Below are 26,586 nucleotides of genomic sequence, written 5' to 3' on the forward strand. Positions count from 1 at the left end.
GCCTCCCATTCAACATGAAGATTGATGTATGGTAAAAAACAGATTGCAATCGATGCTTGCTGAACCGTTCCAGCGATTAGAGTCTAGTTGCAGTGATGTCTTATAAAACACAAAAGCCACTCCGTCATGATCTATATGCTTCACAGCCTCCAGCCGCTGTCTCAGCACGCCAGCATCATAATCTAGCCTAACTACTGCGTTCGTTCCCTTCCATTCCACGAAGCCTACTCCTGTATGAGGCTGAATACGGCTGATCAAAACCTCCTCCACCTCCCACGGCTTCACGTTCATACCAGACGTCTCAAACTCAAAATGGTCTGTGACAGTAAGCCTTGCTCCCTCGTTACCCTCCGGCACACTCCAGGCAAAGGAGCGAGTGAAAACAACCAATTCATCTACAGCATAAGCAGATGTCAAATCGAGCTTAAAGCTTGTAACTGTCTGTGCTCCCTCCTGCTCATCCATAGCAATATCCAGCACAACCGCCCTTGCCTTTGCTCCGGATTGCTGCGTGATCCCATTAATGATAGGCACGGAATGACCACTGGAGGAAATGTTGATAATCGACTCCCGTCCTGGTGAAAAATAGGCCTTCGTGTACAAGCCTGCTCCTAGATCACAGAGTAGATTTTCGCCACCGCCATGAAGGATGAAGTGTCCAAGATCATTATGATTGTGCGGCTCATTGTTATGCCCAGCCTTGGCTGAAAATGCAAGTGTGGCACCTGGGTTATCCTGCTGTCCCCCGGATCCATGATGACTAGAGCAGAGGCTGCGGCACATCAACCAGCCGAGTTGCGGCAAATAATCGATTACGGCTTCACCGGATCCATATACCAAGGGGTTGGTCCAGACTAGGTTACGCAATACATGAGCCCAGCGGCGACACGGATCTTCCAACAAACCAGGTACCCGAAAGGGGAGTGTAGATGGGCGTCCTTGCAAAAAATTCACATGAGAGATGAGTCCAGAAGGCAACCGTTCAGTTTCACTACTATCTGAATAATTAGCGAAAATACCGTCTGACAGATGGACTCGTTCTGCAAAGGCTGCGATTTGTCTTACCTTTTCTGAGTTCAAAATATCCACAGCTCCCTCGGTAAACTCACGCAGCATATCGGCAAAATATATAAAATACCCAAAGCCATACACCCAGTAACCTACGCCTTCGGGACATCCCCCATCCTCTCTGTAGCCTGCCAAAAAGCAATCCAGTGCACCCAGCATACGCTCGATGGCTATCGCTCTGGAAAACTCGTCTTTTGCCAGCAGCAATGCAGCAATTCCGCAACCCGAAGCGCATACTGCCGACCAGTTATGCTCTGCCGTTTCCCAATTAAAATGGTGAGGCTGCCAAAACACAGGTTCCAGTACACGGCGTTCAACCTCTTTGTGTACCTGAACGACTACGTGATCAGCCAGTCGTTCTCCGAGTAGCAATAAAATTTCAACCAGCATTTGCGCTGTTTCTGATGCGAATAAATCCACCTGCTGCCAAGGCGGTGTTACAGTGTCCTCTTCGTTGACATGTGCAGGAAGCGCCCAAGTGTACTCGGTGCATATGTCCAGCAGTCCGCTTTCCACCTCTTTCATCTTCTGATGCTCCGGATCGGCAACTACTGCCAACACGATAGCAACCAGTCGTCCGCGCCGTTCAAAGTATACATCCTCATACGGCTTGCGCTCCCCTGTATTAGCAAATTGCTGGAACAGAGACAACGGTAGTTCAAGCCGTGGTGCTTCCCGAACATCATTGCAGATACGTTCGATGTCCTTCCAAAGCTCGGCGTATGCCGGTTCATCGACAGTTGCCCGCAACCTTTGAGTCCAATTGCTCCTTAACCGTTGTCTTGCCGAATTCTGCACTCCGCCAGCCAGCGCGTTGACGAGCCGCGAAGCAGGCCAAGCCTCCTTCAGAAGACTCATTCGCATTTCCTCCCCATGAGAAGCATTCGTTTCACCTTCTTTTTTGTTAACGCTTTCATTGTATCTAACAATCTGCCTAAATTCAAAGGGGGTAAAAATATAATTGGAAAAATATAAAAAAACCTCCACGCCACGTTGTCGTGGTCATGAAGGTTCTTATTTACGTTCTTGAGTTCCGTCCAGATTCGCTTTGGTCCATTTTTCTACGCTTTAGGCTTCTCTTGTTTCCAGTTTCTAATCCCGTCATCTTCTAGAATCCCCAATGCGGCATCTGAAATATTAGGATCACGCAGCAGAGCGTCCTCGACTCTAAATTTAATATCATCAGCATCTGCCAGCGTCATGCCCGAAGTAAGCTCGATCACCCCTTCGACGTGATAGTAACGTCCCTCCTGCAAAATACGCATTTGAGAAATATCGGTCACATGTGTATCTGCCAAAATAATGGAAGCCACACGTTCTTCGATATCAGGAGGTGCAGATACACCAATCAAGCCCACCATGTTGTCATAACCGACCCGGAAAGCTACACCGACCATCAGACAGCCGATGAGAATACTCGAAATCCCGTCCAGCAGCTTAAAATCTGTCAGCGATGTGACAACTACAGCAAGCAGGGCAAGTACCCCGCCTGTCGTTGCTACCAAATCCTCATAGAACACCAAGCGGGTTGGTGGCGCAGCACGTCCCACATGACGAAAGGCAGAGGTAAAAATACTTAGCCCCTTCGCTTCCACTCTGGATTCATGCAGCACTTCTTTCATCGCTTTGCTCCATACAAATCCGTCAACCGCCAATGACAAAACCAGCACCACTACATTAATCCAAAATCCTTGTGCGGATTCGGCCGGATGCTGCAGCAAATGAACTCCTTCCAATACAGTTTCGTAGGCCATAATCGTTACGACAATAACGGCAACCATACAAAAAAGATTAATTACCCGTCCGAAGCCAGTAGGAAAACGTTTCGTAGGTTTTTTCTCTGCCAATACACTACCCGCAAATACAAACATTTGGTTCACCGCATCCACAATGGAATGCATCATCGTAGCAAACATAGAGCCGCTGCCTGTCAAGGCAAAAGCTATCCCCTTAATCAGGGCAATGCCAGTATTACCCAATGCCGCCGAGCCTGAAGATTTATTTCCTTTTTTGACCATACTCCAAAAGGAGTCCTCTCTCTGTTTCACTTCCATCATGTAGCTCCTCCTGTGGTATACATAATCTGACATATCCACATTATGTAATCGCTTGTTATGTATTATTTTTAACCCGTCCATATTCTACCTAACCAACTGAGGAGAATCAATACTTATGATAATATATTCCATCGTAAAGATTCCCCATGACTCTCACGAAACGGAAGATCGTAGCTACGGATTCCTCAAAGCAAAAAGCCGTTGATCTAGCAGAACCTTTTTATTGCGGTGAACGGTCTGCTGTGTCAACGGCTGCAAAACTTGCTGACTTAACTTCGTTCATTCAGCCAAATGGCAAGCCACCCAGTGATCTGGACGAGCTTCACGATAGCGTGGAATCTCTTGAGAGCAGCGGTCGATTGCAAAGGGGCAGCGAGTATGAAACTTGCAGCCCGAAGGCGGATTCACCGGACTTGGAATATCCCCCTTGAGCAAAATACGTTCTCTTTTCAACTTCGGCACCGGAATAGGCACAGCCGACAGCAACGCCTTCGTATACGGATGCAGCGGATCGCCGAATAGCTCGTCACGAGAAGCTGTTTCGACCATAGAGCCTAGGTACATCACGCCAATACGGGAACATAAATGTTCAACTACACTTAAATCGTGAGAGATGAACAAATATGTCAGCCCCCGCTCGGCCTGCAATTTGGCAAAGAGGTTAATAATCTGTGCCTGTATGGACACATCCAGCGCTGACACCGGCTCATCGGCGATGATCAGATCTGGTTGAAGCGCCAGCGCACGGGCAATGCCAATCCGCTGACGTTGACCTCCTGAAAATTCATGTGGGAAACGGTCGATATGATATTCCGACAATCCGCACAGCTTGAGCACGTCCAGCACGATCTGCCGGACCTCCTCTTTGATAGCTATACCGTGGTCGAGCAGCGCCTCGCCAATGGCATCTCCGATTCGTACACGCGGATTCAGCGAGCTGTACGGGTCTTGAAAGATCAGCTGAATTTTGGGACGAAATTCCTGCATCCCTTTGGCTGACAAGCTGTGGAGATCCACCCCTTTGTATTTGACGGTACCATCTGTTTTATCCGTCAATCTAACAATCGTGCGGCCCACCGTGCTTTTACCGCTCCCCGATTCCCCCACCAGGCCAAAGGTTTCACCCTGACGGATCGTAAAGCTTATATCGTCTACTGCCCGCACATGTCCTGAAGTACGGTTCATAAACCCCGACTTCACCGGGAAGTACGTTTTTAAACGGTCTATTTCCAACAACGGCTCAGCCATGAACAACCGCCTCCTCATATAACCAGCAGGATGCTTTCTGCTGAGCTGAAACTTCTTTTAATGTAGGCTCCTTTACACGACAAATGTCCATGCAATGCCCGCAGCGGTCATGAAAATAACAGGACGTCGTCAGCTCTAGCGGATTAGGCACCTGCCCAGGGATGGAATACAGCTCCTTTTGGCGCTGATTAAGCACCGGTTTGGACTTGAGCAAGCCCTGTGTATAGGGATGCTTGGGGTGATTGAATAGCTGCACCACTTCGCCTTCCTCGACGATCTTGCCCGCATACATCACAATGACGTAATCGGCCATCTCCGCAACAACACCCAAATCATGGGTGATTAGCATGAGCGACATATTGGATTGGGCTTTAAATTCACGCAGCATGTCGAGAATCTGTGCCTGAATTGTTACATCCAGTGCCGTGGTCGGCTCATCCGCAATAAGCAGCTTGGGTCCGCAAGAAACAGCAATGGCAATCATAATTCGCTGCAGCATCCCTCCACTCAGTTCATGGGGATAGCTTTTTAAAATCTGCTCCGGTCGGGATATGCCGACCTGTTCAATCAGCTCTAGCGCCCGCTTGCGAGCCTGCTTTCGGCCCATCTTTAAGTGCTCAATCAGTGGCTCAGACAGTTGTTCACCAATGGTCATCACCGGATTTAATGAAGACATCGGCTCCTGAAAAATCATAGAGATTTCATGTCCGCGAATCGTGCGCATCTCATTTCTACTAAGCTCTAGCAGATCGGTTTCCTCAAAACGGATACTTCCACCTGCGACTTTACCACCGGGACTCTGAATCAGGCCCATGATCGACATGGCGGTAATACTTTTGCCGCAACCCGATTCACCGACAATGCATACCGTCTCCCCCGGCTTCACGCGAAAGCTGATATCATCCACCGCTTTGACCGTTCCTTCTTCTGTATAAAAATGAGTGCTTAAATGTTCAATGGAAAGTAAATTGTCCATGGTGCATGATCACCTACCTCTTATGTTTCGGGTCGAGTACATCCCGCAGCCCGTCACCAAAAATATTAATAGCGATGACTGTTGCAAAAATAGACAGGCCTGGTGGTATCCACAACCAAGGTCGTTGCTGAAAATCCAGTACATTGTTGGCGGCATCAATCATATTGCCCCAAGTCGGTGTCGTGGGCAACACGCCAAGACCAAAGAAGCTGAGTACAGATTCACTCAGGATGGCTCCGCCAATGTTCAATGTAGCGATAACGATCAACAATGGCAAAATATTCGGCAGCAGATGCTTAAAGAGCTTTCGGCGATTCGATAGTCCTAGCACCGTTGCAGCCTGCATAAATTCACGTTCTCGCAAACTAAGCATCTGACCTCTCACCATCCGTGCAATCCCCGGCCAGTTGACCAGACTCAGCATCAACATGACGATATACATCCGTTGATCAGGCGGAACCTTCCAGTCAGATAACAGCGCACCCATAATAAATAGCAATGGCAAACTGGGTATAGTCAGCAGCAAATCGGCAATGCGCATAATGATTTGATCCGCAATTCCACGAAAATAGGCGGATATAACCCCCAGCGTTGCTCCTAAAAAGACAGACAACACCATAGAAGCCAAACCCACAGTAAGAGAAATTTGACCTGCCTGCATCACACGTGTCAGCACATCCCGTCCCAGCTTGTCTGTTCCTAGCCAGTGATGGATATTCGGCGCCTTGTTCATTATTAATATGTTCGTTTTGTTATCGGAATAAGGAGAAAATAACGGACCGATAAAACAGAGCAAAAACATAAATACCACGACGAGCAGCCCAGCCATAGCAAGCTTGTTTCTGAACAGCTGCCGGAGCGCTTGCTGCCACATTGAAGATTTGGCATTTAATCGCATTCTGCCGTTGCTCTTGCTCAAATTACTGCTCACGGATGACATTCCATAGCCTCCTTCTTACACTTTTACACGCGGGTCAGCAATGCGATACAAAATATCGGATAACAGCGTCCCGATCACGCTCAATATGGCAATCAGCATCGTGAAGCCCATCAGCAGCGGATAATCCCGAAGCGAAAAGGATAGCATGTACAGCTGACCGATCCCGGGCCAGTTAAAAATCTTTTCGATAATCAGAGATCCGCCAAACAGCGCAGGCAATTCAAAGCCAACGAGCGTAATGGCAGGCAATAGTGCATTTCTCAATGCGTGTGTAAAAAGCACCTTTCTTTCCTTTAAGCCCTTTGCACGAGCTGTGCGGATATAATCCTGCTGGATCACGTCGATCATATTGCTGCGGAAGTAACGGGTCAGCGAACCCAAGCCCAGCAGTGTCATCACGATCACCGGCAAGGTCATATGCTGGAGAACCTCCTTCACATACTCCATGCCTGTAGCGTTACTACCCGTATTGAGCATCCCGCCCGGTGGCAGCCATTTCAGATCGACCGCCGCAATTTTGATCAGATACAGTCCGATAAAAAAAGAGGGAACAGACATCGCGGCAAAAATCACCACCATGACCAGCGTATCGAACCATGAATACTGCTTGTAAGCAGCAACCACACCAATAATAACTGCAATCAGCCAGGTCAGGAAAGTCGATACGATGGCCAACAAGAACGAGTTCCAGATATATTCATTAAATAAGGTCAGCACCGGTTTCTGTTGAGCGAGCGAATAGCCGAAATTACCATGCAGCGCATTGCCTAGCCAGTTTCCGTAGCGCTCAAGAATAGGCTTATTCAACCCGTAAATTTCCCTCAGCTCCGCTTTTCTCTCCGGCGACAGCTTCAGATTACCGCTAATGAAATCCCCCGGTGTCATGGCATACAGGAAAAAAATCATCATCGAAGCGGCCAACAAGATAATAATCATATACGTCAGTCTTTTCGTTAAAAACGAGCTCATGACAGACTCCTTTCAATTCATCGTCGGGCTACTCATTACGCGTCCTCCATTTGGCAGACCCCTTGATCCGAACCTGACGTTCTTCACAAGGGGCCCGAAAGGTGGCTTATTTAAGGGACCATTCGAACAGATTCCCAGACAAGCCAATGAATGGACTGACCTTTACATGTTCCATTCGACCATTGTAAGCATATACAGTCTTCTTGTAGTTGGTGAAAATAACAGGTAGTTCATCATTTAGCAGCACATATAGTTCCTTATATATTTTCTTGCGTTCTTCCATATTCGTCGTAGCCAAACCTTTTTCATAGAGCTCTTTGAGCTTTGGATTGTTATATCCCTTGATTTCACCATTAACGAATGGTTCGATTCCATCCGATGGGTCTGTCAGCATGGCGGTCGAGAAGGCGGCAAGATCATAATCTTTACCTTCTACTTTAGCGACCATTGCATTAAAGTCTGCAAAGATTTCCGGTTGTAGGTCAACGCCAATCGCTTTATAGTTCTCAGCCGCAAGCGCAATAAACGTATCTGTTTCCGGACGTTTGGAGGTCAGCAAGTGAATGGTCAACTTCTGGCCGTTTTTCTCACGGATGCCGTCACTGCCTTCTACCCAGCCTGCTTCATCTAGCAGCTTTTTTGCTTGCTCCGGGTCGTAGTTGTATGGATTGATCCCATCGATCGTGTATGACCAGAATATAGGAGATGCCGGAATGTTGGCGACCGCCCCTGCTCCCTGTGCTGCATCAACATAAATGCTTTTACGATCCAATCCATAGGTCAATGCTTGACGAACCTTTTTTTCCTTCAGCTTTTCATTTTCCAGATTGACTTGCAAATATCCGTAGGTGCTCGGGGTATATGGAAGAATATTTAAAAAACCAAGCCCTTTCAGCTTGTCGATATTTTCCTGCGTTGCGGTAAAGGAAGCAAAATCGGTATCACCTGTTTCGATGAATTGCCATGCATCACCTTCCGCTGTCTTATAAATGAAGTGTTTCGTTTTCGGCTTGCCTTTAAAAAAGTGATCATTCGCCTCCAGACGAACTTCTTGCCCCGGAATGAATTTTTCAAGCTTATATGCCCCATTCCCCAATGGGCTACCATGCAGATTTTTAAAATAATCCAGCTGTCCGAACTTATAATCCTTGCCGTAGTAAGCTTTGGACAGCACATATTCACCGAGAATGGTTAGAGCCAGCGCGTTCGGCTTTTCCAATGTTACTGAAACAGTCTGTGGATCGATTACCTTAATTCCATCAATTTGCATTGCCTTGCCTTCCGTGTAGGCTCTGCCGCCTTTAATGTTCAGCTTCCGAATTTGGCTGTCGCCAGGATAAGCTTTGTCATAGATCAACGTCCAGGTAAAAGCGACATCCTCTGCTGTCAAAGGCGAGCCATCGCTAAATTGAGTACCGGGAACTAGATGAAACGTATATGTTAGATTATCCATGGAAATATCCCAGCTCTTCGCCAGATTGGGCAGCGGAAGTCCCTTCTCGTCTACCGTAACCAGCGGAGTCCATAACTGCGAAATGACGTTGCCGTCATAGCCGCTTTGGTTAAAATACGGGGTGAAAACCCCGGCCGGGTCAGTCAGACCAACAATAATGGTGTCGTTTCTTTTTTTGGATACTTCCGGCAATTTGGACATATCAGAAGCCTTTACCAGACTTGTTAATGGCTGCGCTGTAGCTACTGTCTGTGTGTCCCCATTATTTTGGGCAGTAGTATTGTTGGTGCTATCCGATCCACCGTTAGAGCAAGCTGCCAGCAAGGTATAGCTCGCTAGAAGTAGACTGCTAAGTAAAATAATACCCTTTTTCAACATAATCCCCCCGAGTTAAATTATTAAATTCCGATAGAACAAGTTGTGATTAAGAAGATAAACCTCATTATAGGAATTTATTGGGGTTCTGTAAAGGGAGAACTGCGGTTTTTATGTAAAAGCTCTGCTTATCAACAACTACCCGAATTTTTGTACAAATATAAATAAAGCCACTTAATCCCTAGTAGTAGATTAAGTGGCTGTCTCTTATTCATTTGCTATACTATTTTTTTACAGCATGGATATAATGAATCGTTTCGAACGCAGACAAATAATCTGTCCTCTCATCAAAGAAAAGACTATTTATTGTATCTGGGGATAGATGTTCATAAATTAGTAAATCTGAAGCTTCTAGCATTTCCTCTATTTCATCATAAGCAAAACATGATTTCATGGATTCTCCACTTACCGAAGCCATTTTTACCATATTTTCAACTCTATTAAACATGCCTTTCTCTTTAAAAAGGTTTTCATCTGCATAATCAAACACGATCGAACTCCCTGATGGGACCTTGGTAAACAAATGATTTATTAATGTTGAAATTTCCTCTTTAGTTAAATAATAAGAAACACCCAGAAGGCTAAAGAATGTTTTTTTGTTAGCAAACCCTTCATCCAATAGATTGGAATACGAAAACGGATGGGCAAAGTCCATAGAAATCAGATGAAGATGGCTCGGTATTTTTAAATTTGCATGAGCTAACCTTTTCTTTTTAGATTCCTGTGTTGCTGGATGATCTATTTCAAATATTTCTAAGCTGTTTTTCAATTCTGGATGTCGAAAACAAAAAGTATCTAACCCGGCTCCAATTATGACATACTGCTGTAATCCTAACCTAAGTTCATTAAGCAATACTTTTTCACAATACGCGGCACGTGCTAGGGGTGTTGGAGAAAGTTGAACTTGCGCAATCCATTTTAAAATTTCATCTGGATCATCTTTGAACCTTTGCGCAATATCTGCATTGAAAAACGTTATCCCTTCAATCATATTCTTTCTAATATCTGAAAATTCTTTTTGGGAAATTAACTCTTTAACCATAAAATCATCAAAAATTTTGGGTGTGTCATGTTGACTATGATATGCTCGGCCAAAAGCTGCTACTAAGGAAGTTAAACTGGACTCATTTGGCTTCATACATTTACCTCCTATAAAAACAAAAATAAGATTCCCCTGGCCAGGAGAATCTTATTATAACATCAACTCAAATAAATTTAAATTATAGCACAAATAAATAATTTTGTCAATGTTTAATTTTATGACTTACCTTCGCTCCATATAGCTAAGGATACTCCCATGCATCTCATCCACAGCCGCAAGCCGTGCACTGTAGCCGAGCAATGTTTCGCCATCAAAATGTGCATGAATAAAGCCAGCGGCACGGAGCTTAAATATATGATCGTGTGTGATTCCCTTGGATAGCTGGAGATGACGGACAATCTCAATAAAGGTTCGCGGAGATTGGCTCTGGTACAAATATTTTAAAATCTTGAGCCTGCTCTTCTCCCCCAAACTTCGAATCATGCGATATTCCTGTGGTGATAAAAAATCATCTTCCTGGACATATACTCCTGCTGAATAATGACATAATAAAAGTGAGCCAAATTGATAAATAATATTCATCGGCTGAAAATGATATTGCGGTACCAGCAACACCTGCGTTAGTCCTGCGGAAGGCTCGAATCGGAATCCATTAGTTATACGATCCACCCACTCCATAGAGCTATATACGTTCTTCTCCCGCTTTCTGCGTTCAGCTTCCAGTTTCAGGCCACTGAGAATCCTTGTATCCATGTGACGAAAATACTCCTCGTTCCAGCCGGATAGCAGTTGCAAAGCAAGTTTACGGAGGTTCTCCATGTCGTCAGACAGCGGAATCCCATAGGCTGATGCCTGTTGTTTTAATTCCGGTAAAGTCTGGCTTTCCAAGCGGTCTACGACCTCTTCAATGCCCCCCTGATCAGAAAGCATACAGACAAATCCATAAATAACCTTCCAATCTGTATTGATTTCCATGGACTCCAGTAACGCGGACAGACTTGGAGACAGCGTTTCACGAACTTGCTCTGCCCATCTGGATGCTAATAAATCTGTCTTCTTATATGCTTTGCGGCAAATAAAAGTGTGTAAGCTGCTGAGCAGTTCAAACACCGGTCCGTATGCTACATGTACATCGTAAGGAGCATTCACGTTGTGACTCATCGCTTTCTGTCCTCTTTTCTTTCATATCTGATGTCCATTATACATACTATCGTACATCCGTTCATTCTTAGTGATTCATTCATGCGAAAATGAAGGCACAATACTGATGCAAAGCCAAAGCGAGATCCGTTAGAGTCAAACTGTTTATCTATAAAACAAAAAAAGGGTATTCGGATTTTATGATGGAGACAAAATCAAAACATTTGCCTTAAAAATCGGAGAATATGGTGGTATTTTTCTAAAGACTTGATTTGTAGCGATATCTTAGTACAATGGTTTTATGACTACTCAAAAAATAATAAATGACGATCTCAGAGTCAAAATATTTAAGGCGTTAGCCGATGAAACAAGATTGGACATCATACGAGCTCTATACGCCAGCAAGAAGGAAATGAATTGTGGAGAAGTAGGACATATTCGCGATACTACGAAATCGAATACTTCGTATCACTTGCGTGCTTTAAAGGAGGCGAAATTGATCAAGGTACGAAAAGAAGCTCAAACAAAGTATATGAGCATCGATTTGGAGACATTTCAAACTTACTTACCTGGATTTCTGGATACGTTGTAGAAAGAAATTCTTTTTTTATTCATTAGTTCAATAATCTTTGAACTATAGAACTAACTAAAAAGGGTGAATAGAATGATCAAATTAACTGCTTTATTTTTCCTCATCATGTTTGTTATCGGTACGGATACGTTTTTGATTTCTCCGCTCATCCCCACTCTTCAGAGCTTGTTTCATATCCCGACCGAATATTCCGGTTGGATGGTGGGGTCTTATGCTTTAGGTTATGCCATTTTTGCACTGATTGCTGGACCGCTTTCCGATGGATGGGACCGCAAAAAAGTAATGCTTGCCGGCATGGTATGCTTCTCGGTTTCAACCATGTTATGCGGCTTTGCCACAGGTTTTTGGTCAATGTTCTTCTTCCGTTTTTTAGCCGGAGTCAGCGCAGCATTTACGGCGCCTCAAGTCTGGGCCTCGATCCCTGCTCTGTTTCCAACGTCAAAAATCGCCAAAGTATCAGGAATCGTCATGGCAGGCTTGGCTGCTTCCCAAGCGTTCGGCATCCCTATTGGAAGTCTGCTTGCCTCAACCCATTGGTATTATCCTTTTTTTACAATCGGTGCATGTGCATTATTGGTAGCAGTATTCATCTTCTATGCATTGCCCGAAATGAAACCAAATCAAGGCCAAAAAACCAAGACTCCGGTTTTCAGTAGATACATCCCACTATTGAATAGCCGAATGGCGAGAAAGGCTTTCCTCGCTCATTTCTTATTTCAATGTGGATTCTTTGCTGCCTTTTCTTTCATTGGAAAATGGGTGACGGATCGCTTTCACCTTTCAATTGATCAAGCGGGATACGTAATGTTTTTTCTTGGTCTTGGGAATATAGTCGGGAGCTTCGGCGGTGCCTATGTGATCAAAACGTTAAACCGTTTCAATACGCTGGTTGTAGGCTTTCTTGTCTCTATCATATGTTTTATTGTTTTGCCTCTCTTGCCGTCGGTTGCGGCCTTCGAAAGTGTTTACTTTTTCATATTCGTTAACATGGGAATCGCTTTTCCCCTAATATTGGGAATGTTGAATTCATTAAATCCGACCATCCGCGGCACGATCTCCAGCTTGGCCAATTCAATCATGTACGCTGCGACAACGCTCGGTTCTTGGATCGCAGGCCTGATTTACGCGACTTTTAACGGTTTTTCCGCCGTAGGCATGTTTGCGGCCATATGCTTTGCCGGTTCGTTGTTATCTTTTATATTCAGCGGTATTTTGACCAGTCACGCAAAAACAAAAAAGGAACTTGCATCATAAATGCATAGAAGAAATTCATATGGATATTCTAAATCTTTCAAAATTCAACATCCTAAGTATTAGTGAGAATGAATTTGATTTTCTAATACAAGTGGTGACGAACTCTCCACCTTTGGCTTGCCCTCATTGTGGGTGCATAGCCAACCTCTACAGACACGATAGCAGGGAACAGATCTGCATGGACTTGCCTATTCACGGCAAGCGTGTAGGCCTTCTTATAAAGCGTCAGAGGTATCGCTGTAGAGACTGCAATCGAACCTTTTGGGAACACTTAAACCACACCATAGACGAAAAGCGAAACTGCACCAAACGATTATTGTCTTATATAGAGAAGCAAAGCCTTAAACGCACATTTGTCAGCATATCCGAGGATGTTGGATTGCATGAAAAAACGATACGTAACATCTTTCGTGATTACATTAATCGTCTTAAAGAAACGCTTCGATTTGAAACTCCTAATTGGCTTGGGATTGACGAAATACACATTATTAAGCCAAGATGCGTTTTAACCAACATTGAGGAACATACTTTGTTAGACGTTTTGCCCAATCGTAACAAGGAAACCGTTGTAGGCTACCTCTCACGCCTTCCAAATCGAGGACAAATACGATACGTCACAATGGATATGTGGCAGCCATATAAGGACGCCGTGAGGGCTATATTGCCAAAAGCTCTTATCATCGTCGATAAGTTTCACGTTGTCCGTATGGCAAACCAAGCGTTAGAAACCATTCGTAAGCAGCTCCGAGAAGGATTATCGCCAAAAGAGCGCCGCGGGCTGATGCACGACCGTTTTATCCTCCTAAAACGCCGTATAGAGCTTACAGAGATGGATAAGATTACGCTTGACCTTTGGACAAAAAATCATCCTTCTCTCGGCACTGCTTATGACTTAAAGGAATCATATTTCGATATTTGGGAATGTAATAGCAGACAGACGGCATTCCTTAAATACAACGAATGGAAAGTTAAAATACCAACTGAACTGCAATCCGCTTTTGAACCACTTACAAAGGCTATGAAGAACTGGGAACAGGAAATATTCGCCTACTTCGACCATCGCATTACAAACACTTATACGGAATCTCTAAACAGCCTTGTTCGAGTCATTAATCGTTTAGGCAGGGGATACTCTTTTGAAGCCCTACGAGCCAAGATACTCTTTACAGAGGGACTTAAAAAGCAACGTAAGCTTATGTACCAGAGGCGGTTTGATAGCTACGATCTACGGGAGGGAAACTTCCCGATGCTTAATATGCCACCTGTTGGAGCTGTTCGTGAGCCAGAAGAAATAATCTTGCTGGGAATCGATTGTTCCACCTTGATCGAGAAATTGGAGAAGGATCAGCTATAAGCCCTTCTCCACCATAAAATCCGAATATCCTAAAAAAGGTTATCTCCCACCAAGAATCGCAGGAGACAACCTTTGAATACCTATATTTCTATTCTACGTATCTTTTATCGGGTAGGAAAACGAGAGGTGTCCTTCTTGACCTGGCTCCAGGTATAACGCAACATCCAGGTATCCCACTCTGTTATTTTAGGAGAATTTCCAGCCCACATAATCGTAGGCATAGGGAACCCGCCAGGTGGACGCTCGTGCTCTTCGTAGAAATCAGGCAAGCCAAATCCATGCCCCATCTCATGCTCTGTAATCTGTACTTCATCCGAATTCAAGGTGTTCAGGATATAATCATCAGGCATACGTTGTCCCCAGTCACCGCCGGCTCCACCCTGAAAATTAGACGTTCCCCATAAGTACATATCAAACCGCTTGTCCAGTCCACCCGGATAAGTATAGTTAGGGTCCATAAAATGTTCAAATCTCGATAGTGCATTAGGAGCAACCGGAAGTTTAGCAGGAATATTGGGGTCTGTTTTACTTAAGTCATCGGTAATTGTATCTGTGTAAACGTTTTCATTAGATTGTTTATTAAGAATCTGCGACGGATTTGCAACGGCCCAACCTACTATTTTTACAGTAATATGATCATACGGCCAGCCATCATATCCTTTCAACTGCTTATTCCAGTTATTTATTTGGCGACTTAGCATGGAAGCCATATCTTTACGCTGCTGAAGAGTGATATTTTTAGAGGATTGCCAGCGAACTACATAATTGAGTGTTCCTTTGCCTGCATAAATTTGATCAAAAATCAAGTTTTTACGGTTGGTTGAGCCTTCTTTGACCATCCTATTCTTCCAAACCCATTCTACCGAAGGCTTAAATTTAGCAGGTAGTTCAGCGGCAGCCAAGCTATTACTCATTGTTACTGTATTCGAAGTGCTTTCCAAATCTGAGGCCGCTAAACCGACATTAGCCCCGCCAACCAGTAAAGAAGCAGCCATTACCAATGAAAAAGAAGCCATGATCATTCCTTTTTTCTTCGGCATTTTTTCAACCTCCGTACCTGTTATTTTTACGAGCACATTTAAAATGACAACGTTTGTTCTCTCACCTACACCCACTCTAAATTTTGAATTAAATAACAATTTTATATTATCATTGGAATAATATACCGTCAAACAAAAAGATCCCCTCTTAATAGAGAGGGGATCAGCTCCATAGAGTAGGATCGGGTTCCTACTCTATGGATTTCAATGCCAATTCAGCCAGTGAAGCCAACAGCTTCGCTGTTCCCGGCAGTGCGCGTTCGTCCAAATCAAAGGAAGGATGATGCCATTCCTGGCTTCCCGCAGTGCCGACAAAGACAAACACACCGGGGATGTTCTTCTGATAAAGCCCAAAGTCCTCGCTTGCCGAGGAAGGTATGGGGCGAACGACCTCCAGACCGACTGCTTCGGCCGCCTGCTCCGCGATCACAGCCAACTTACTGTCGTTCAGCACAGGTGGCGGACCCTCGATCCAGCGGATGTTCGCTTTCGTACCAAAAGCATCAGCTACGCCCTTGACGACCTGCTCGAAGCGTTCAGCCACCTGAGCTCGAACATTCTCATCAAAGGTGCGGATTGTTCCATCCAAATGAGCGCAGTCTGGAATGATGTTCCAGGCATTGCCGCTGTGCAGCTTCGTGACACTGATGACCGCGCTATCGAGCGGATTAACGCTCCGACTCACAATGGATTGCAGCGCCGTAATGATATGTGACGATACCACGATGGGGTCAATCCCTGCATGCGGCACTGCTGCATGTGTGCTCAGGCCCTCCACCTCGATGTAAAATCCGTCTGCCGCTGCCATTAGCGGACCTTCTTTGATGCCGACCGTGCCTACGGGCAAATCTGGCTTATTATGCAGGCCGAAAATGGCCTGTACCCCTGTCAGCGCACCGCTTTCCAGCACTTGGGCAGCGCCTTTGGCATTCTCTTCGGCTGGCTGAAACACCAGTCGAACCGTCCCCTTCAGCTTCTGCTCCCGATGCTTCAACAATACGGCTGCACCTAACAGGGATGCCGTATGAAAATCATGCCCGCAGGCATGCATCTTGCCAGGATATATCGAAGCATAAGGCAATCCCGTCTCCTCCTGGATGGGCAGTGCATCAATGTCTGCACGAAGCGCGACAGTTGGACCGTCCTGCTGTCCGCCGATTTCCGCTACCAATCCGGTACGCAGCGGCACATCCAGAATAGTTATATTCTGTTCTTCGAGCAGGCGGCGGATAAAGGCGGTAGTTTCAACCTCCTCGTTAGACAGCTCGGGATAACGGTGCAGATGACGGCGAATCTCTACCAACTTCTGCTCCAAAACCTGCTCCTTCGTCCCGGTTGATCCACTCATCCCTACTCCTCCTTCGTGAATCCATATTGGTTACAACTTTCTTATGTCAATAGTATCTAGGACTCCACAGGCAATCCGGCAAAAGCTTCATGCAACAACTCGAATGAACGCACACGCTTGTCGATATCCCGTATGCCTGTCGTTACAATCAGCTCATCTGCTTGATACTTCGCTTGAATTTCCGTCAGCACAGCATAGATTTCATCTTTATTTCCTTTGTTAATTTGTGCTTGTGTAACTTCAATTGTATATTCTTCACCCGATTGCTTACCGAATTCCTCTGCACTTTCCAGCGCACCCACCGTAGCCGTTTTGCCACTGGCCAGGTGAATCTTGTACAGCTTCTGCTCACCTGCCAACTCCGCTGCTTCTTCGGAAGTGTCTGCCACAATAACCGATAGCGCAAAAAGTGCCTTCGGCTCACGTCCATAACTGTAATCGAAAGACTCCTGATACGTACGGAATGAATCCAGTGCAACCTGCTCACTACTATTAATAAATTGCGAAAAAACATAGGGTAACCCCAAACGTGCAGCAATTCCAGCACTGTCTGTACTTGTACCCAAAACATAAATCTCTGCTGGTATTTCCGGAATCGGATTCGCCTGTAATCCGGCCAGCGGTCCTTCTTCAGGCGAGATATTATGAATATAGCGACTTACTTCATCAATTTTCTCTTCGAGAGAAGGTGCATCATGCACGTTGCGTTGTAACGCCTGTGTGGATTTCGGCAACCCGCCTGGCGCACGTCCGATGCCCAAATCTACACGACCCGGTGCAAGAGAGGCTAGCACATTAAAGTTTTCAGCCACTTTATATGGGCTGTAATGCTGAAGCATAACACCACCAGACCCGATTGTAATACGCTCGGTGCGTGCCAACAGATGGGAAATGAGTACCTCTGGCGATGAGCCTGCAACCTGCTCGGAATCATGATGCTCTGATACCCAAAAGCGCGTGAATCCCAATTCTTCTACACGTTGCGCCAGCTTAATCGTGTTACGAAGGGCCTGTGCCGCCGTTTCACCCTCGTGTATAGGGCTTTGATCCAATACTCCGATTTTAATGCTCATGTCTCCCTCTCCCGTCTAAATTGAATAGTTATATTCTGGTGTAATTCGTTTCAGGAATTGTTGGGTACGCTCCTCTTTGGGGTGGTTAAAAATGGCGTCTGGTGTGCCCTCCTCGATAATATGACCGCCATCCATAAATACCACATGGTTTGAAACATCGCGCGCAAAGCCCATTTCATGTGTCACGACAATCATGGTTATGCCTTCCTTCGCAATCTTACGGATTACCGACAGCACCTCACCCACCAGCTCAGGGTCCAGCGCCGAAGTCGGCTCGTCGAATAAAATCACCTCCGGGTTCAGCGCCAAAGCACGCGCTATGCCGACACGCTGCTGCTGCCCACCGGATAGCTGGCTCGGATAATGATTCAGTTTTTCGCCGAGGCCAACCTTTTCCAGCACTTCAATACTGATTTTTTTCGCTTCCTCCTGCTTAACCTTGCGGACAACAACAAGTCCCTCCATGACATTTTCCAGCGCGGTTTTATGCTTGAACAAATTATATTGCTGGAAGACCATAGCTGTCTTTTTACGCAAGGCCACAACATCCTTCTTCGCAGGTCGCTTGCAATTCACGGTAAAATCTCCAATGCTGACTTCTCCGTCATTCGGCTTTTCCAGATAATTAATGCAGCGTAGCAAGGTTGTTTTTCCTGAACCGCTTGGTCCTAAAATAACGACGACCTCGCCTTTGTTCACGGTCAAATCAATGCCTTTGAGCACTTCATGTTTGCCGAACGACTTTGTAATATTTTGCAGACGGATCATGATGCTCGACCTCCATTAAACACATTGATTTTTTTCTCCACCAAGCCGGATATTCGCTCAATCAATACCGTCAATCCCCAAAATAGCAGGGCTGCCGCAATATACACCTCTAAATATTTCCAGTTTGTGGATGCCAGAATTTCAGCCTGAGCCTGTATTTCTGTGACCGAAACGGTGAAGGCCAAGGTAGAACCATGCAGCATCCCAATAACAGAATTCGTCAGGTTCGGCAAACTCACCACGAATGCCTGCGGAAATACAATGCGTCTTAATACTTGCCATGTCGTCATACCAACCGCATAAGCCGCCTCAATCTGCCCCTTGTTGACCGACTGGATTCCAGAACGGACGACCTCAGACATATAGGCGCCACTGGTAATGGAGAACGAAATGAGTGCAAATACCATATAAGGAACGTCTTTGGATTGCAGTGACCATCCGAAATGCTTCGCTCCTGCATCAATCAACAAAGGCAAACTGAAATAAATAAGCAGCAGATGCATCAGCATCGGTGTACCTCGGATAAAAGTAACGTAACCGTGAGAGATCTGGGACAACACAGGAACGTTATAAATTCGTGCCAATGCCGTTATAATCCCGATGACCAACCCTGCCAGCACGGAAACCACTGTAATGATTAAAGTGTTGGGCAACGCGGAGAACAATCCTAAAAAGGCGGTGTATACAAATCCAAAGTCCAGACTCATATGCCTTTACCTCCTTTACTCAGACGAGGACTTCTCAGGTAACGCACCACAAAACCTTTTCGTTTGGCGGGCTCTTTCTGTACTGAATCTCTATGCTCATGCCGGAGAAGTGTATTTTCCAGCACCTTGAATAATTTTTGTACAATTAGACTGATCACTAGATAGATAAGGGACAACGCGATATACGTTTCCACAAAATGCTGGGTAGCCGAACCCAATGTTTGCGATTTTCCTGTCATCTCCATCGCACCGATCGTAAACGCCAGCGAGGTATCCTTCAGATTGCCAATGACCAGATTGGAAAATACCGGAACCACTACAGCCAACGCTTGCGGCAAGATGATACGTGTAAAAGTTTGAGAGCCTGACATGCCGACTGACTGTGCAGCCTCGATTTGTCCCCGATCTACAGCACCTACGCCAGACCTGATAATTTCGGAAATAAAGGCTCCACTATTGAGCGCGTAGGTCGCTACGGCAAACCACAACACATCCCATCTGGAGGAATTGATATCCACCAGCTTTAGTAGCTCTGGCAGGCCGTAATACACCAGAAACAATTGAATTAGAATCGGGGTCCCACGGAAAAAGGAAACATACACCTGGGAAACACGTTTGAGAAATGGAATGTTATACATGCGAGGCAGCGCAACCAACAGACCAATGATCAGTCCCAACACAAGCGAGCTTGCCACAATAAACAAGGTGATGTGCAAATAGGACAGCATTTTCGGGATAAAGCTAAAAACATAATCAATATTGAACTCTCTGCTCATATGCCTGCCTCCTTTCTATACATCAGCGGTCAGAATACATGAAGTACCCTGACCGCTGAAATGTCCAAGTCTATCCTTACTTCTTACTGCTGGAGCCCTCTTTTTTCACATCCTCCAGGGACTTCGTGAAGTCCTCTCCAAGCCATTTGATGCTCAGCTTCGACAACGTGCCGTCGTCCTTCACTTCCTGAATGGCTTTGTCCAGATCATCCGCCAATCCTTGCTCATTTTTGTTCAGTACATACAGTACATCTGATTGAGTCAAAGGATCACCAACGGTTTTCAATGCTACTTCTCCTTTTTCATCAGTGTTAAAACGGTTCGCAAAATCTGTCGTAATGGTCGCATCTATACGACCGCTCGTAATTTGTTGCACTGTATCATTGGCTGCACCAGACGTATACACGATATTCAGAGCATCTCCATGGGTTTTGTTATATTCTTTCAGCACATACGCCGCATTACTGGTTGGACTGGTGAGTACCTTTTTCCCTTTCAAATCATCAATGGAATGAATGCTATTATTATCCTTTGCTACAGCCACTCTGTTCAGAAAAATGCTATACGGATTTTTGTTAAACAGATACTTGGCTTCGCGTTCCGGGTTTTTCTCCATTTGATGCGATACCATATCAATCTTGCCGGCATCGAGACTGAGCAGCAGATTTCCAAAATCCATTGTTTTGAATTCAAACTCGTATTGAGGCAGGCGCTTGTCCAGTTCCTTAATCAGCTCCACATCAAAGCCTGTTAAATTTCCATTTTCGTCAATAAAGCATACATTTTTAAATTGAGTGCCTGTGCCTACGATAATTTTCTTCACGTCTCCGCTTGAACCTGACGCACTAGACGTGTCATCTGAGGAACCGCAGCCTGCCAACACCAGAATGATTGCCATAACAGACAATATTGCAAACCACTTTTTCATATGAATCCCCCTCATCTCTTTGCATATCAGCAGTTTGCGACATACATGATAGCTATAACATTTCATATTTTATAATTCCTATAAACTTAATCGGTTTTAGGATGTGATTAATTTAACACTTGGAAATCAATACGTCAATCCACCAACCTATAGAACTTTTCTATAACAAAACAGCCTCCCGGAAGCCTTCTGTCAGTGCATCTGCAAAATCCGAGGTCACTGCGCAGTCTTCTTTGGTCGCGATTATGCTAATCTGCATAGATACCCCAGCCACCTCTGGAACATGAATGCGGAACAGCTTCTGATCCTTCACTTCACGGTTCACACAGACATCCGGCAAAAAGGCAATGCCCGCCTCTTGCAATACCAGCTTTTTGGCGGTGACCACATTATCTACCTGAAAAGCGATATCCGGTGGCTGCTCCAGTGATTCAAAAGATCGATGAATCCTCATCCAATCTAATGATCCGCATTCGAAAAACACCAGTGTTTCACGTTGGATATCCTGTATGCTAGCCTTACCTGTCTTCGTAAACGGGTGGCCTTCATATACATACAGGGAAATCGGGTCTTCATAAAAGGCAAGCGTACGAATAGCCGGATGCATCACTTTACGGACAAAACTAATGTCTACCTCACGGTTCAACAGCTTATGTACCAGTTGATCCGTCGTAGCCGTCACAATTTTGTAGTTGATTTCCGGATACCGAGCACGAAGCTGCTTTAATATTTCAGGAATAATGTAGTTCGACACCGATATCGTGCAGCCGATTCGAATTTGCTGAGGGGCTTTCTTGCGCTGTTGAAGCTTTTGCTTCCCTTTTTGCAGCACTTGGAGCATCTGCTCTGCATAAGGAAGGAACTTTCGTCCATCCTCCGTTAGAATCGTTTGTTTGCTTTGACGGTCGAATAACTTACACTCAAGCTCGCGTTCCAGCGTCTGAATCCGTGCTGTGACAGAGGGCTGTGACAAGAACAACGCTTCTGCCGCCTTATTAAAACTTCCATAATGATTCACGTATACAAAGGCTTCCATATTCTCGATATTCATACGCAAGTCCCCCAGTAAGTTTTATATACATTTATCCAATGAGTTAACTTGGTTTTTTGTATCATAAAACTCACTGAACGACCTGTCAATGGAAATATTGAAAATATCTATAACTTTAACAGTTCATTTAGTTCTTTAACCGAACGGTCCAATCGTACAACCAACTCTTCGGACAATCCATATGCTCCACCCGGCAGGCGCTCGACCCACTGATCCACCGCATACACCCCACCAAGAATATGTCTTCCCCCCAGCGCGTTGAGCACCGGCTTCAGGGCGTAGTCAATGACCAGCAGATGGGCCAGTGTACCGCCGATAAATAAAGGCAAGACAGGCTTCTCTCTCAGACCTTCCTGCGGAACCAGATCCAGAAATATTTTCAATAGCCCTGAATAGGCGGCTTTATATACTGGCGAAGCCACAATGACGGCATCTGCGTCTGCAAGCAACGCAAGCGATGCTGTGACGTCGGGACTATTAAAGTTAGCTTTGATCAAATCCTCAGCTGGCAAGTCGACCACATTCAGTAATGTAACCTCTGCTCTAGCCTCCCGTAACTGCTCAGTTGCATAGTGAATCAGGCCGTACAAACGGGATTGTGTAGATGGACTGCCTGATAGGATGACAACCTTGGACATCTCATTCCCTCCTTCTGTTATGCGTCAACTTTCACTTTGGATCTGGCTGCTGTATAACGATTCTCAGGAATCGGTACGCCCAGGTTTTCACGCAATGTGCTAAATTCATAATCCTGACGGTAAATACCGCGCTCCTGCAAAATAGGCACAACTAGATTTACGAAATCATGTAGGCCCGTTGGCACATCGGAACCGATAATGAATCCGTCTGCCCCTTTTCTTTCAAACCACTCTTGCACTCGATCTGCCACCTGCTCAGCAGTTCCGATAAAAGAGGTTCTCGGCGTAGCTGCACGTAGCGCAACGTCACGCAGCGTCAAATTCTGTTCCTTGGCTGTTCGTTTGATTTTATCTGTACCGCTGCGGAATGAATTACTGCCAATACCATCAAGCTCAGGGAATGGCTCATCCAGCGGATATTGTGAGAAATCATGATGATCGAAGAAACGCCCCAAATATTTTAACGCAGCCTCAATCGTTACTAAATTGGTAATCTCCTCATACTTACGTTCCGCTTCCTCTGGCGTGCTGCCAATAATCGGCGAAATGCCCGGCAAAATGACAATATCCTCTTCCGCTCTGCCATAGCGTACTGCACGTTCCTTCACATCACGGTAAAACTGCTGTGCTTCCTCCAATGTTTCATGTCCTGTAAATACGGCATCCGCTTCCTTGGCAGCCAGGTTTTTGCCATCTTCTGAGGAACCTGCCTGGAAAATAACCGGCTGTCCCTGCTTGGATCGTCCAATGTTTAGCGGACCCTGCACAGAGAAAAACTCACCTTTGTGGTTCAGTGTGTGCAGCTTGTCGGGATCAAAGAATACGCCGGCTTCCTTATCACGAACGAACGCATCCTCTTCCCACGAGTCCCACAGTCCTTTAGTAACCTGCAAATATTCTTCGGCAATTTTATAGCGCTGTGGATGCGATGGATGCTCACCTTTGTTAAAGTTAAGAGCAGAACCTTCCAGCGGGGAAGTCACCACATTCCAGCCTGCACGACCTCCGCTAATATGATCAATGGAAGAAAACTGGCGTGCTACCGTGAACGGTTCGCTATAGGAAGTCGACAATGTGCCAACTAATCCGATATGCTTCGTCACCCCAGCCAAAGCAGACAAAATCGTAATTGGCTCAAAACGGTTCAGAAAGTGAGGAATGGATTTTTCGTTAATAAACAGACCGTCTGCGATAAATACGAGATCAAACTTCCCTTCCTCTGCCTTTTGTGCCTGCGTTTTATAAAAATCAAAATTAACACTTGCATCCGCAGGTACATCAGGGTGACGCCAAGTCGTCATGCTTCCCCCAACACCGTGAATAATCGCACCCAATTTAATTTGTCTATTCTTAGCCATGCTCTTCCACCTCTCTTGAATATAATTGTTATACCGCTTGATTATAACTTTCCAGCACTTTACCCAGCTCTTCCAGATCCGGGTTAAGAAGTGCTTCATATTTGTTATCTCCACCTATCTCTACGACAGGAACATAACGAATACCATATTTGGTCTCCAACACATCACGCAGTGCATCATTTCCGTCCACCTGGATATTTTCATACGGCTGATTTTGGGATTTCAGGTACGATTTGATCTCTCCACAAAAATGACAGCCGGTTTTGCTCCACACTACAACTTTAGGTTTGGACGACATATACATACCTCCGTGAGTTTAATGTTTATAATCCCGATGAATTAAATAAGAATTATATCTATAATGTATCCTGCTCCCTCTTTTCCGTCAATCGCTTGTGTAATAGACAATGGTAATTGAACGATAGAAAATTTTAATTTTATATTGTATTTAATCGGTTTGGTGACAGCCTGTATATTTAAATTTAGATAAATTGGAGTTTAAATGGGACTTGGCGCGGACATCCTTGGAATAGTAGCGCCCTTGTGGCGAAATGAAATGAGGTTGAACAAATGCAGGAATGGACCATTGTAGCTTTACGTACGTTATTAGCCATCGTTATTCTTTTTGTGATTACCAAGATTCTTGGAAAACGTCAGGTATCACAGCTTTCCTTGTTCGAATATATAACCGGAATCACCATCGGTAACTTGGCTGCTTCTATACCTTTGGAACGCGAATCCTCCTGGTACTTGGGTACCGTATCGTTAGCCGTATGGGTACTGACAACACTTTGCATTGAATTTTTGCAAATTAAAAGCAAGAAAGTCAGGGATTTATCAGATGGAAAGACGACAGTTCTAATCAAAGACGGCAAAATTTTAGAGGATAATCTGAGAAAGGAACGACTTACCCTAGATGAATTGATGGAGCAGCTACGAAGTAAGAATGTGTTCAAAGTAGCTGATGTAGAATTTGCTCTTATGGAAACTAGTGGCGAAGTCAATGTGCTGTTAACCAAAGACAAGCAGCCTGTAACGCTTAAGGATCTGAATATGCTGCAATTACCGGAGAAGGAACCCACAGCTGTCATTATGGACGGACAACTCATGGAACAACAAATGGCATATATGGGGATTACTCAGCAATGGCTGGATGCCAAGCTAAAGGAAAAGAGTTTGACGGTCAAAGATGTGTTTTTTGCCCAGGTGGACACGCAAGGAGAACTATATATTGACCAATATAGTGATAATGTACAACAGTCCAAGGTACAAGACTCTAATCAAGCTGTACTGACTCTTTTGGAACAATGCACTACAGAACTGCAAAAGCTAGCATCTGGTTCCAGTGAGCAGCAAAGAAAACAGCTATACGAGCAATGCTCACAAAGTTTGAAAGAAGCTATTCAAGAGATGAAACCGATAAATACATCTAATTCCTGACACATACGAATGGCCCGTAAGAATAAACTCCAGAAACACCCCTGCTTTCTATCAAATTTGCTGAAACAAACATAGCGACGTAAAGGCTCTGATGTTCGAAGAAAATAAAGTTGTAGACTGGAGTTGCTGATTTTACGCGATTGTCCACTTCAAAGGTCGTCATCTTTTGAGAAATATGTTTTAGACTGACCGACAAATGCAACAGCGGCAGATAAGGACGCGAAAATAAAATCCTAGACTGGCCGCTGTTGTGGTCAACATTCAACTTTCGTGTTCCGTTAGTCTAATAACTCTGCAGTTTGTAAGAAAGCGTCCAGCCGCTCCTTTTGAAGAAGATGATGACGGTAATGCATCTCCACCATCGTGAACCATTCGACCGCGTTTAACGCGCCGAAGGCTACGGCCGGATGAGTCGCCTTTCGCTGCAGCCGCTCTGGGTCTATGTTCTGTAGCGACGCCCCAATCTCATGCATGCGGCGCCTTGCTTCCTCCAGCTTGGCGACAAGCTGCTCCTTGCTCTCTGGCTGAGGAGGCGTATGTTGCAAGTCGGCAGGTACCTGAATGCGAATCGGTGGGAAGCTCCCTTGCTCAAACACGGCATGACAGGCCTCCGTCTTCCCGCCGCCCTCCTCGCTGCCGCCACCGAGCGCCATGCACTGCTCCGCAAGACGGAGCTGCAAGTTCAGCGTGGAATGGGGCAGATGCAGGTACATTTGCCCAAGCGACCATTCGTTCTCGCTTGGCTTGCGACACAGTTCCGCCAGACTATACTTGTCCAGCTCCCGAACATAATGCTTCGAAATCTCGTCGAACCTTACCAAAATATCCTTAATCCCTATGTTCTTGTTCATCAAGATCATCTCCTCAAATACTGAATTACTCTCATCATATGAGAGGGCTCAAGAATAAAGCATATTTGTAGCTTATATCTTTTATACTTTATTTTCCAGTCTAAAACTATATTTTCTAATTGCGCCGATCGCAAAGCTGT

The 26,586-nt window shown here is 45.3% G+C and carries 25 protein-coding genes and 1 pseudogene; 4 read left to right on the forward strand and 22 right to left on the reverse strand.

All coding sequences use genetic code 11. From position 1 onward, the window contains the following. Positions 1 to 9: 9 nt before the first annotated feature. The 10 genes and pseudogenes from OIU26_RS13685 to OIU26_RS13730 form a co-directional block, all read right to left on the reverse strand. Positions 10 to 1,926, reverse strand: coding sequence for a heparinase II/III-family protein (locus tag OIU26_RS13685; RefSeq protein WP_264217152.1), 1,917 nt, complete (start codon positions 1,924 to 1,926; stop codon positions 10 to 12). Between the two features lie 203 nt (positions 1,927 to 2,129). Then, entirely contained in the window at positions 2,130 to 3,122 is a 993-nt protein-coding gene (locus OIU26_RS13690) for a cation diffusion facilitator family transporter (RefSeq protein WP_264217392.1), read from the reverse strand. Positions 3,123 to 3,404: 282 nt separating this feature from the next. Then, entirely contained in the window at positions 3,405 to 3,689 is a 285-nt protein-coding gene (locus tag OIU26_RS13695) for an oligopeptide/dipeptide ABC transporter ATP-binding protein (protein WP_436449155.1), read from the reverse strand. 195 nt (positions 3,690 to 3,884) lie between these two features. Next, positions 3,885 to 4,391, reverse strand: a pseudogene (locus OIU26_RS13700) (ATP-binding cassette domain-containing protein); the annotation flags it as partial. Then, entirely contained in the window at positions 4,366 to 5,349 is a 984-nt protein-coding gene (locus tag OIU26_RS13705; RefSeq protein ID WP_025679103.1) for an ABC transporter ATP-binding protein, read from the reverse strand. The pseudogene OIU26_RS13700 and the gene OIU26_RS13705, both read right to left, overlap by 26 nt. Positions 5,350 to 5,362: 13 nt before the next feature. Beyond that, complete coding sequence (gene opp4C / locus OIU26_RS13710) at positions 5,363 to 6,289, reverse strand: oligopeptide ABC transporter permease (RefSeq protein ID WP_025364732.1); 927 nt, start codon at positions 6,287 to 6,289, stop codon at positions 5,363 to 5,365. A gap of 15 nt (positions 6,290 to 6,304) precedes the next feature. Further along, positions 6,305 to 7,258: an ABC transporter permease gene (locus OIU26_RS13715; protein WP_016821119.1), complete on the reverse strand. Its 954-nt coding sequence runs from the start codon at positions 7,256 to 7,258 to the stop codon at positions 6,305 to 6,307. A 106-nt stretch (positions 7,259 to 7,364) separates the two neighbouring features. After that, positions 7,365 to 9,089: an ABC transporter substrate-binding protein gene (locus tag OIU26_RS13720; protein WP_264217154.1), complete on the reverse strand. Its 1,725-nt coding sequence runs from the start codon at positions 9,087 to 9,089 to the stop codon at positions 7,365 to 7,367. 220 nt (positions 9,090 to 9,309) lie between these two features. Continuing rightward, entirely contained in the window at positions 9,310 to 10,224 is a 915-nt protein-coding gene (locus OIU26_RS13725) for a class I SAM-dependent methyltransferase (RefSeq protein ID WP_264217155.1), read from the reverse strand. Between the two features lie 126 nt (positions 10,225 to 10,350). Further along, a complete protein-coding gene (locus tag OIU26_RS13730; RefSeq protein ID WP_264217156.1) occupies positions 10,351 to 11,289 on the reverse strand; it encodes a transcriptional regulator in 939 nt (312 codons plus the stop codon). 280 nt (positions 11,290 to 11,569) lie between these two features. Here OIU26_RS13730 and OIU26_RS13735 point away from each other — a divergent pair, with 280 nt between their 5' ends. From OIU26_RS13735 to OIU26_RS13745, 3 genes are all read left to right on the forward strand, one after another. After that, positions 11,570 to 11,860: an ArsR/SmtB family transcription factor gene (locus tag OIU26_RS13735; protein WP_264217157.1), complete on the forward strand. Its 291-nt coding sequence runs from the start codon at positions 11,570 to 11,572 to the stop codon at positions 11,858 to 11,860. Positions 11,861 to 11,932: 72 nt separating this feature from the next. Then, positions 11,933 to 13,114: an MFS transporter gene (locus tag OIU26_RS13740; protein ID WP_013370907.1), complete on the forward strand. Its 1,182-nt coding sequence runs from the start codon at positions 11,933 to 11,935 to the stop codon at positions 13,112 to 13,114. A gap of 19 nt (positions 13,115 to 13,133) precedes the next feature. Next, positions 13,134 to 14,468: an ISL3 family transposase gene (locus tag OIU26_RS13745; protein ID WP_264217158.1), complete on the forward strand. Its 1,335-nt coding sequence runs from the start codon at positions 13,134 to 13,136 to the stop codon at positions 14,466 to 14,468. A 104-nt stretch (positions 14,469 to 14,572) separates the two neighbouring features. On the opposite strand, the gene OIU26_RS13750 is transcribed toward OIU26_RS13745, so the two are convergent. The 11 genes from OIU26_RS13750 to OIU26_RS13800 form a co-directional block, all read right to left on the reverse strand. Then, positions 14,573 to 15,508 (reverse strand): dockerin, encoded by a 936-nt coding sequence (locus OIU26_RS13750; protein WP_264217159.1) that lies wholly within the window; start codon positions 15,506 to 15,508, stop codon positions 14,573 to 14,575. A gap of 190 nt (positions 15,509 to 15,698) precedes the next feature. After that, entirely contained in the window at positions 15,699 to 16,856 is a 1,158-nt protein-coding gene (locus tag OIU26_RS13755; RefSeq protein ID WP_165079932.1) for an amidohydrolase, read from the reverse strand. A 56-nt stretch (positions 16,857 to 16,912) separates the two neighbouring features. Continuing rightward, positions 16,913 to 17,929: an LLM class flavin-dependent oxidoreductase gene (locus tag OIU26_RS13760; protein ID WP_165079933.1), complete on the reverse strand. Its 1,017-nt coding sequence runs from the start codon at positions 17,927 to 17,929 to the stop codon at positions 16,913 to 16,915. Between the two features lie 15 nt (positions 17,930 to 17,944). Further along, the gene (locus OIU26_RS13765; protein ID WP_025679088.1) at positions 17,945 to 18,697 is read right to left on the reverse strand and encodes an amino acid ABC transporter ATP-binding protein; all 753 of its coding nucleotides are present in this window, start codon (positions 18,695 to 18,697) and stop codon (positions 17,945 to 17,947) included. After that, a complete protein-coding gene (locus OIU26_RS13770; protein ID WP_013370901.1) occupies positions 18,694 to 19,404 on the reverse strand; it encodes an amino acid ABC transporter permease in 711 nt (236 codons plus the stop codon). The genes OIU26_RS13765 and OIU26_RS13770 overlap by 4 nt, the downstream gene beginning before the upstream one ends. Next, positions 19,401 to 20,180 carry an amino acid ABC transporter permease gene (locus OIU26_RS13775; RefSeq protein WP_165079934.1) on the reverse strand — a complete coding sequence of 260 codons (780 nt, stop codon included), beginning with the start codon at positions 20,178 to 20,180 and terminating at the stop codon, positions 19,401 to 19,403. Before OIU26_RS13775 ends, OIU26_RS13770 begins: the two co-directional genes overlap by 4 nt. A gap of 76 nt (positions 20,181 to 20,256) precedes the next feature. Then, entirely contained in the window at positions 20,257 to 21,108 is an 852-nt protein-coding gene (locus OIU26_RS13780) for a transporter substrate-binding domain-containing protein (protein ID WP_264217160.1), read from the reverse strand. A gap of 160 nt (positions 21,109 to 21,268) precedes the next feature. After that, entirely contained in the window at positions 21,269 to 22,159 is an 891-nt protein-coding gene (locus OIU26_RS13785; protein WP_016821108.1) for a LysR family transcriptional regulator, read from the reverse strand. A gap of 107 nt (positions 22,160 to 22,266) precedes the next feature. Beyond that, positions 22,267 to 22,797 (reverse strand): NADPH-dependent FMN reductase, encoded by a 531-nt coding sequence (gene ssuE / locus OIU26_RS13790; protein ID WP_264217161.1) that lies wholly within the window; start codon positions 22,795 to 22,797, stop codon positions 22,267 to 22,269. Positions 22,798 to 22,814: 17 nt separating this feature from the next. Next, complete coding sequence (locus OIU26_RS13795) at positions 22,815 to 24,155, reverse strand: LLM class flavin-dependent oxidoreductase (RefSeq protein WP_264217162.1); 1,341 nt, start codon at positions 24,153 to 24,155, stop codon at positions 22,815 to 22,817. A 28-nt stretch (positions 24,156 to 24,183) separates the two neighbouring features. Next, complete coding sequence (locus tag OIU26_RS13800) at positions 24,184 to 24,453, reverse strand: glutaredoxin family protein (protein WP_025679072.1); 270 nt, start codon at positions 24,451 to 24,453, stop codon at positions 24,184 to 24,186. A 272-nt stretch (positions 24,454 to 24,725) separates the two neighbouring features. Here OIU26_RS13800 and OIU26_RS13805 point away from each other — a divergent pair, with 272 nt between their 5' ends. Beyond that, entirely contained in the window at positions 24,726 to 25,595 is an 870-nt protein-coding gene (locus OIU26_RS13805) for a DUF421 domain-containing protein (RefSeq protein ID WP_025679071.1), read from the forward strand. 278 nt (positions 25,596 to 25,873) lie between these two features. Here OIU26_RS13805 and OIU26_RS13810 read toward each other — a convergent pair whose 3' ends face one another. Then, complete coding sequence (locus OIU26_RS13810) at positions 25,874 to 26,446, reverse strand: DinB family protein (RefSeq protein ID WP_264217163.1); 573 nt, start codon at positions 26,444 to 26,446, stop codon at positions 25,874 to 25,876. Positions 26,447 to 26,586 lie beyond the last annotated feature (140 nt).

The organism is Paenibacillus sp. BT-177 (genome assembly GCF_025846815.2).
Classification (GTDB): Bacteria; Bacillota; Bacilli; order Paenibacillales; family Paenibacillaceae; genus Paenibacillus; species Paenibacillus polymyxa_C.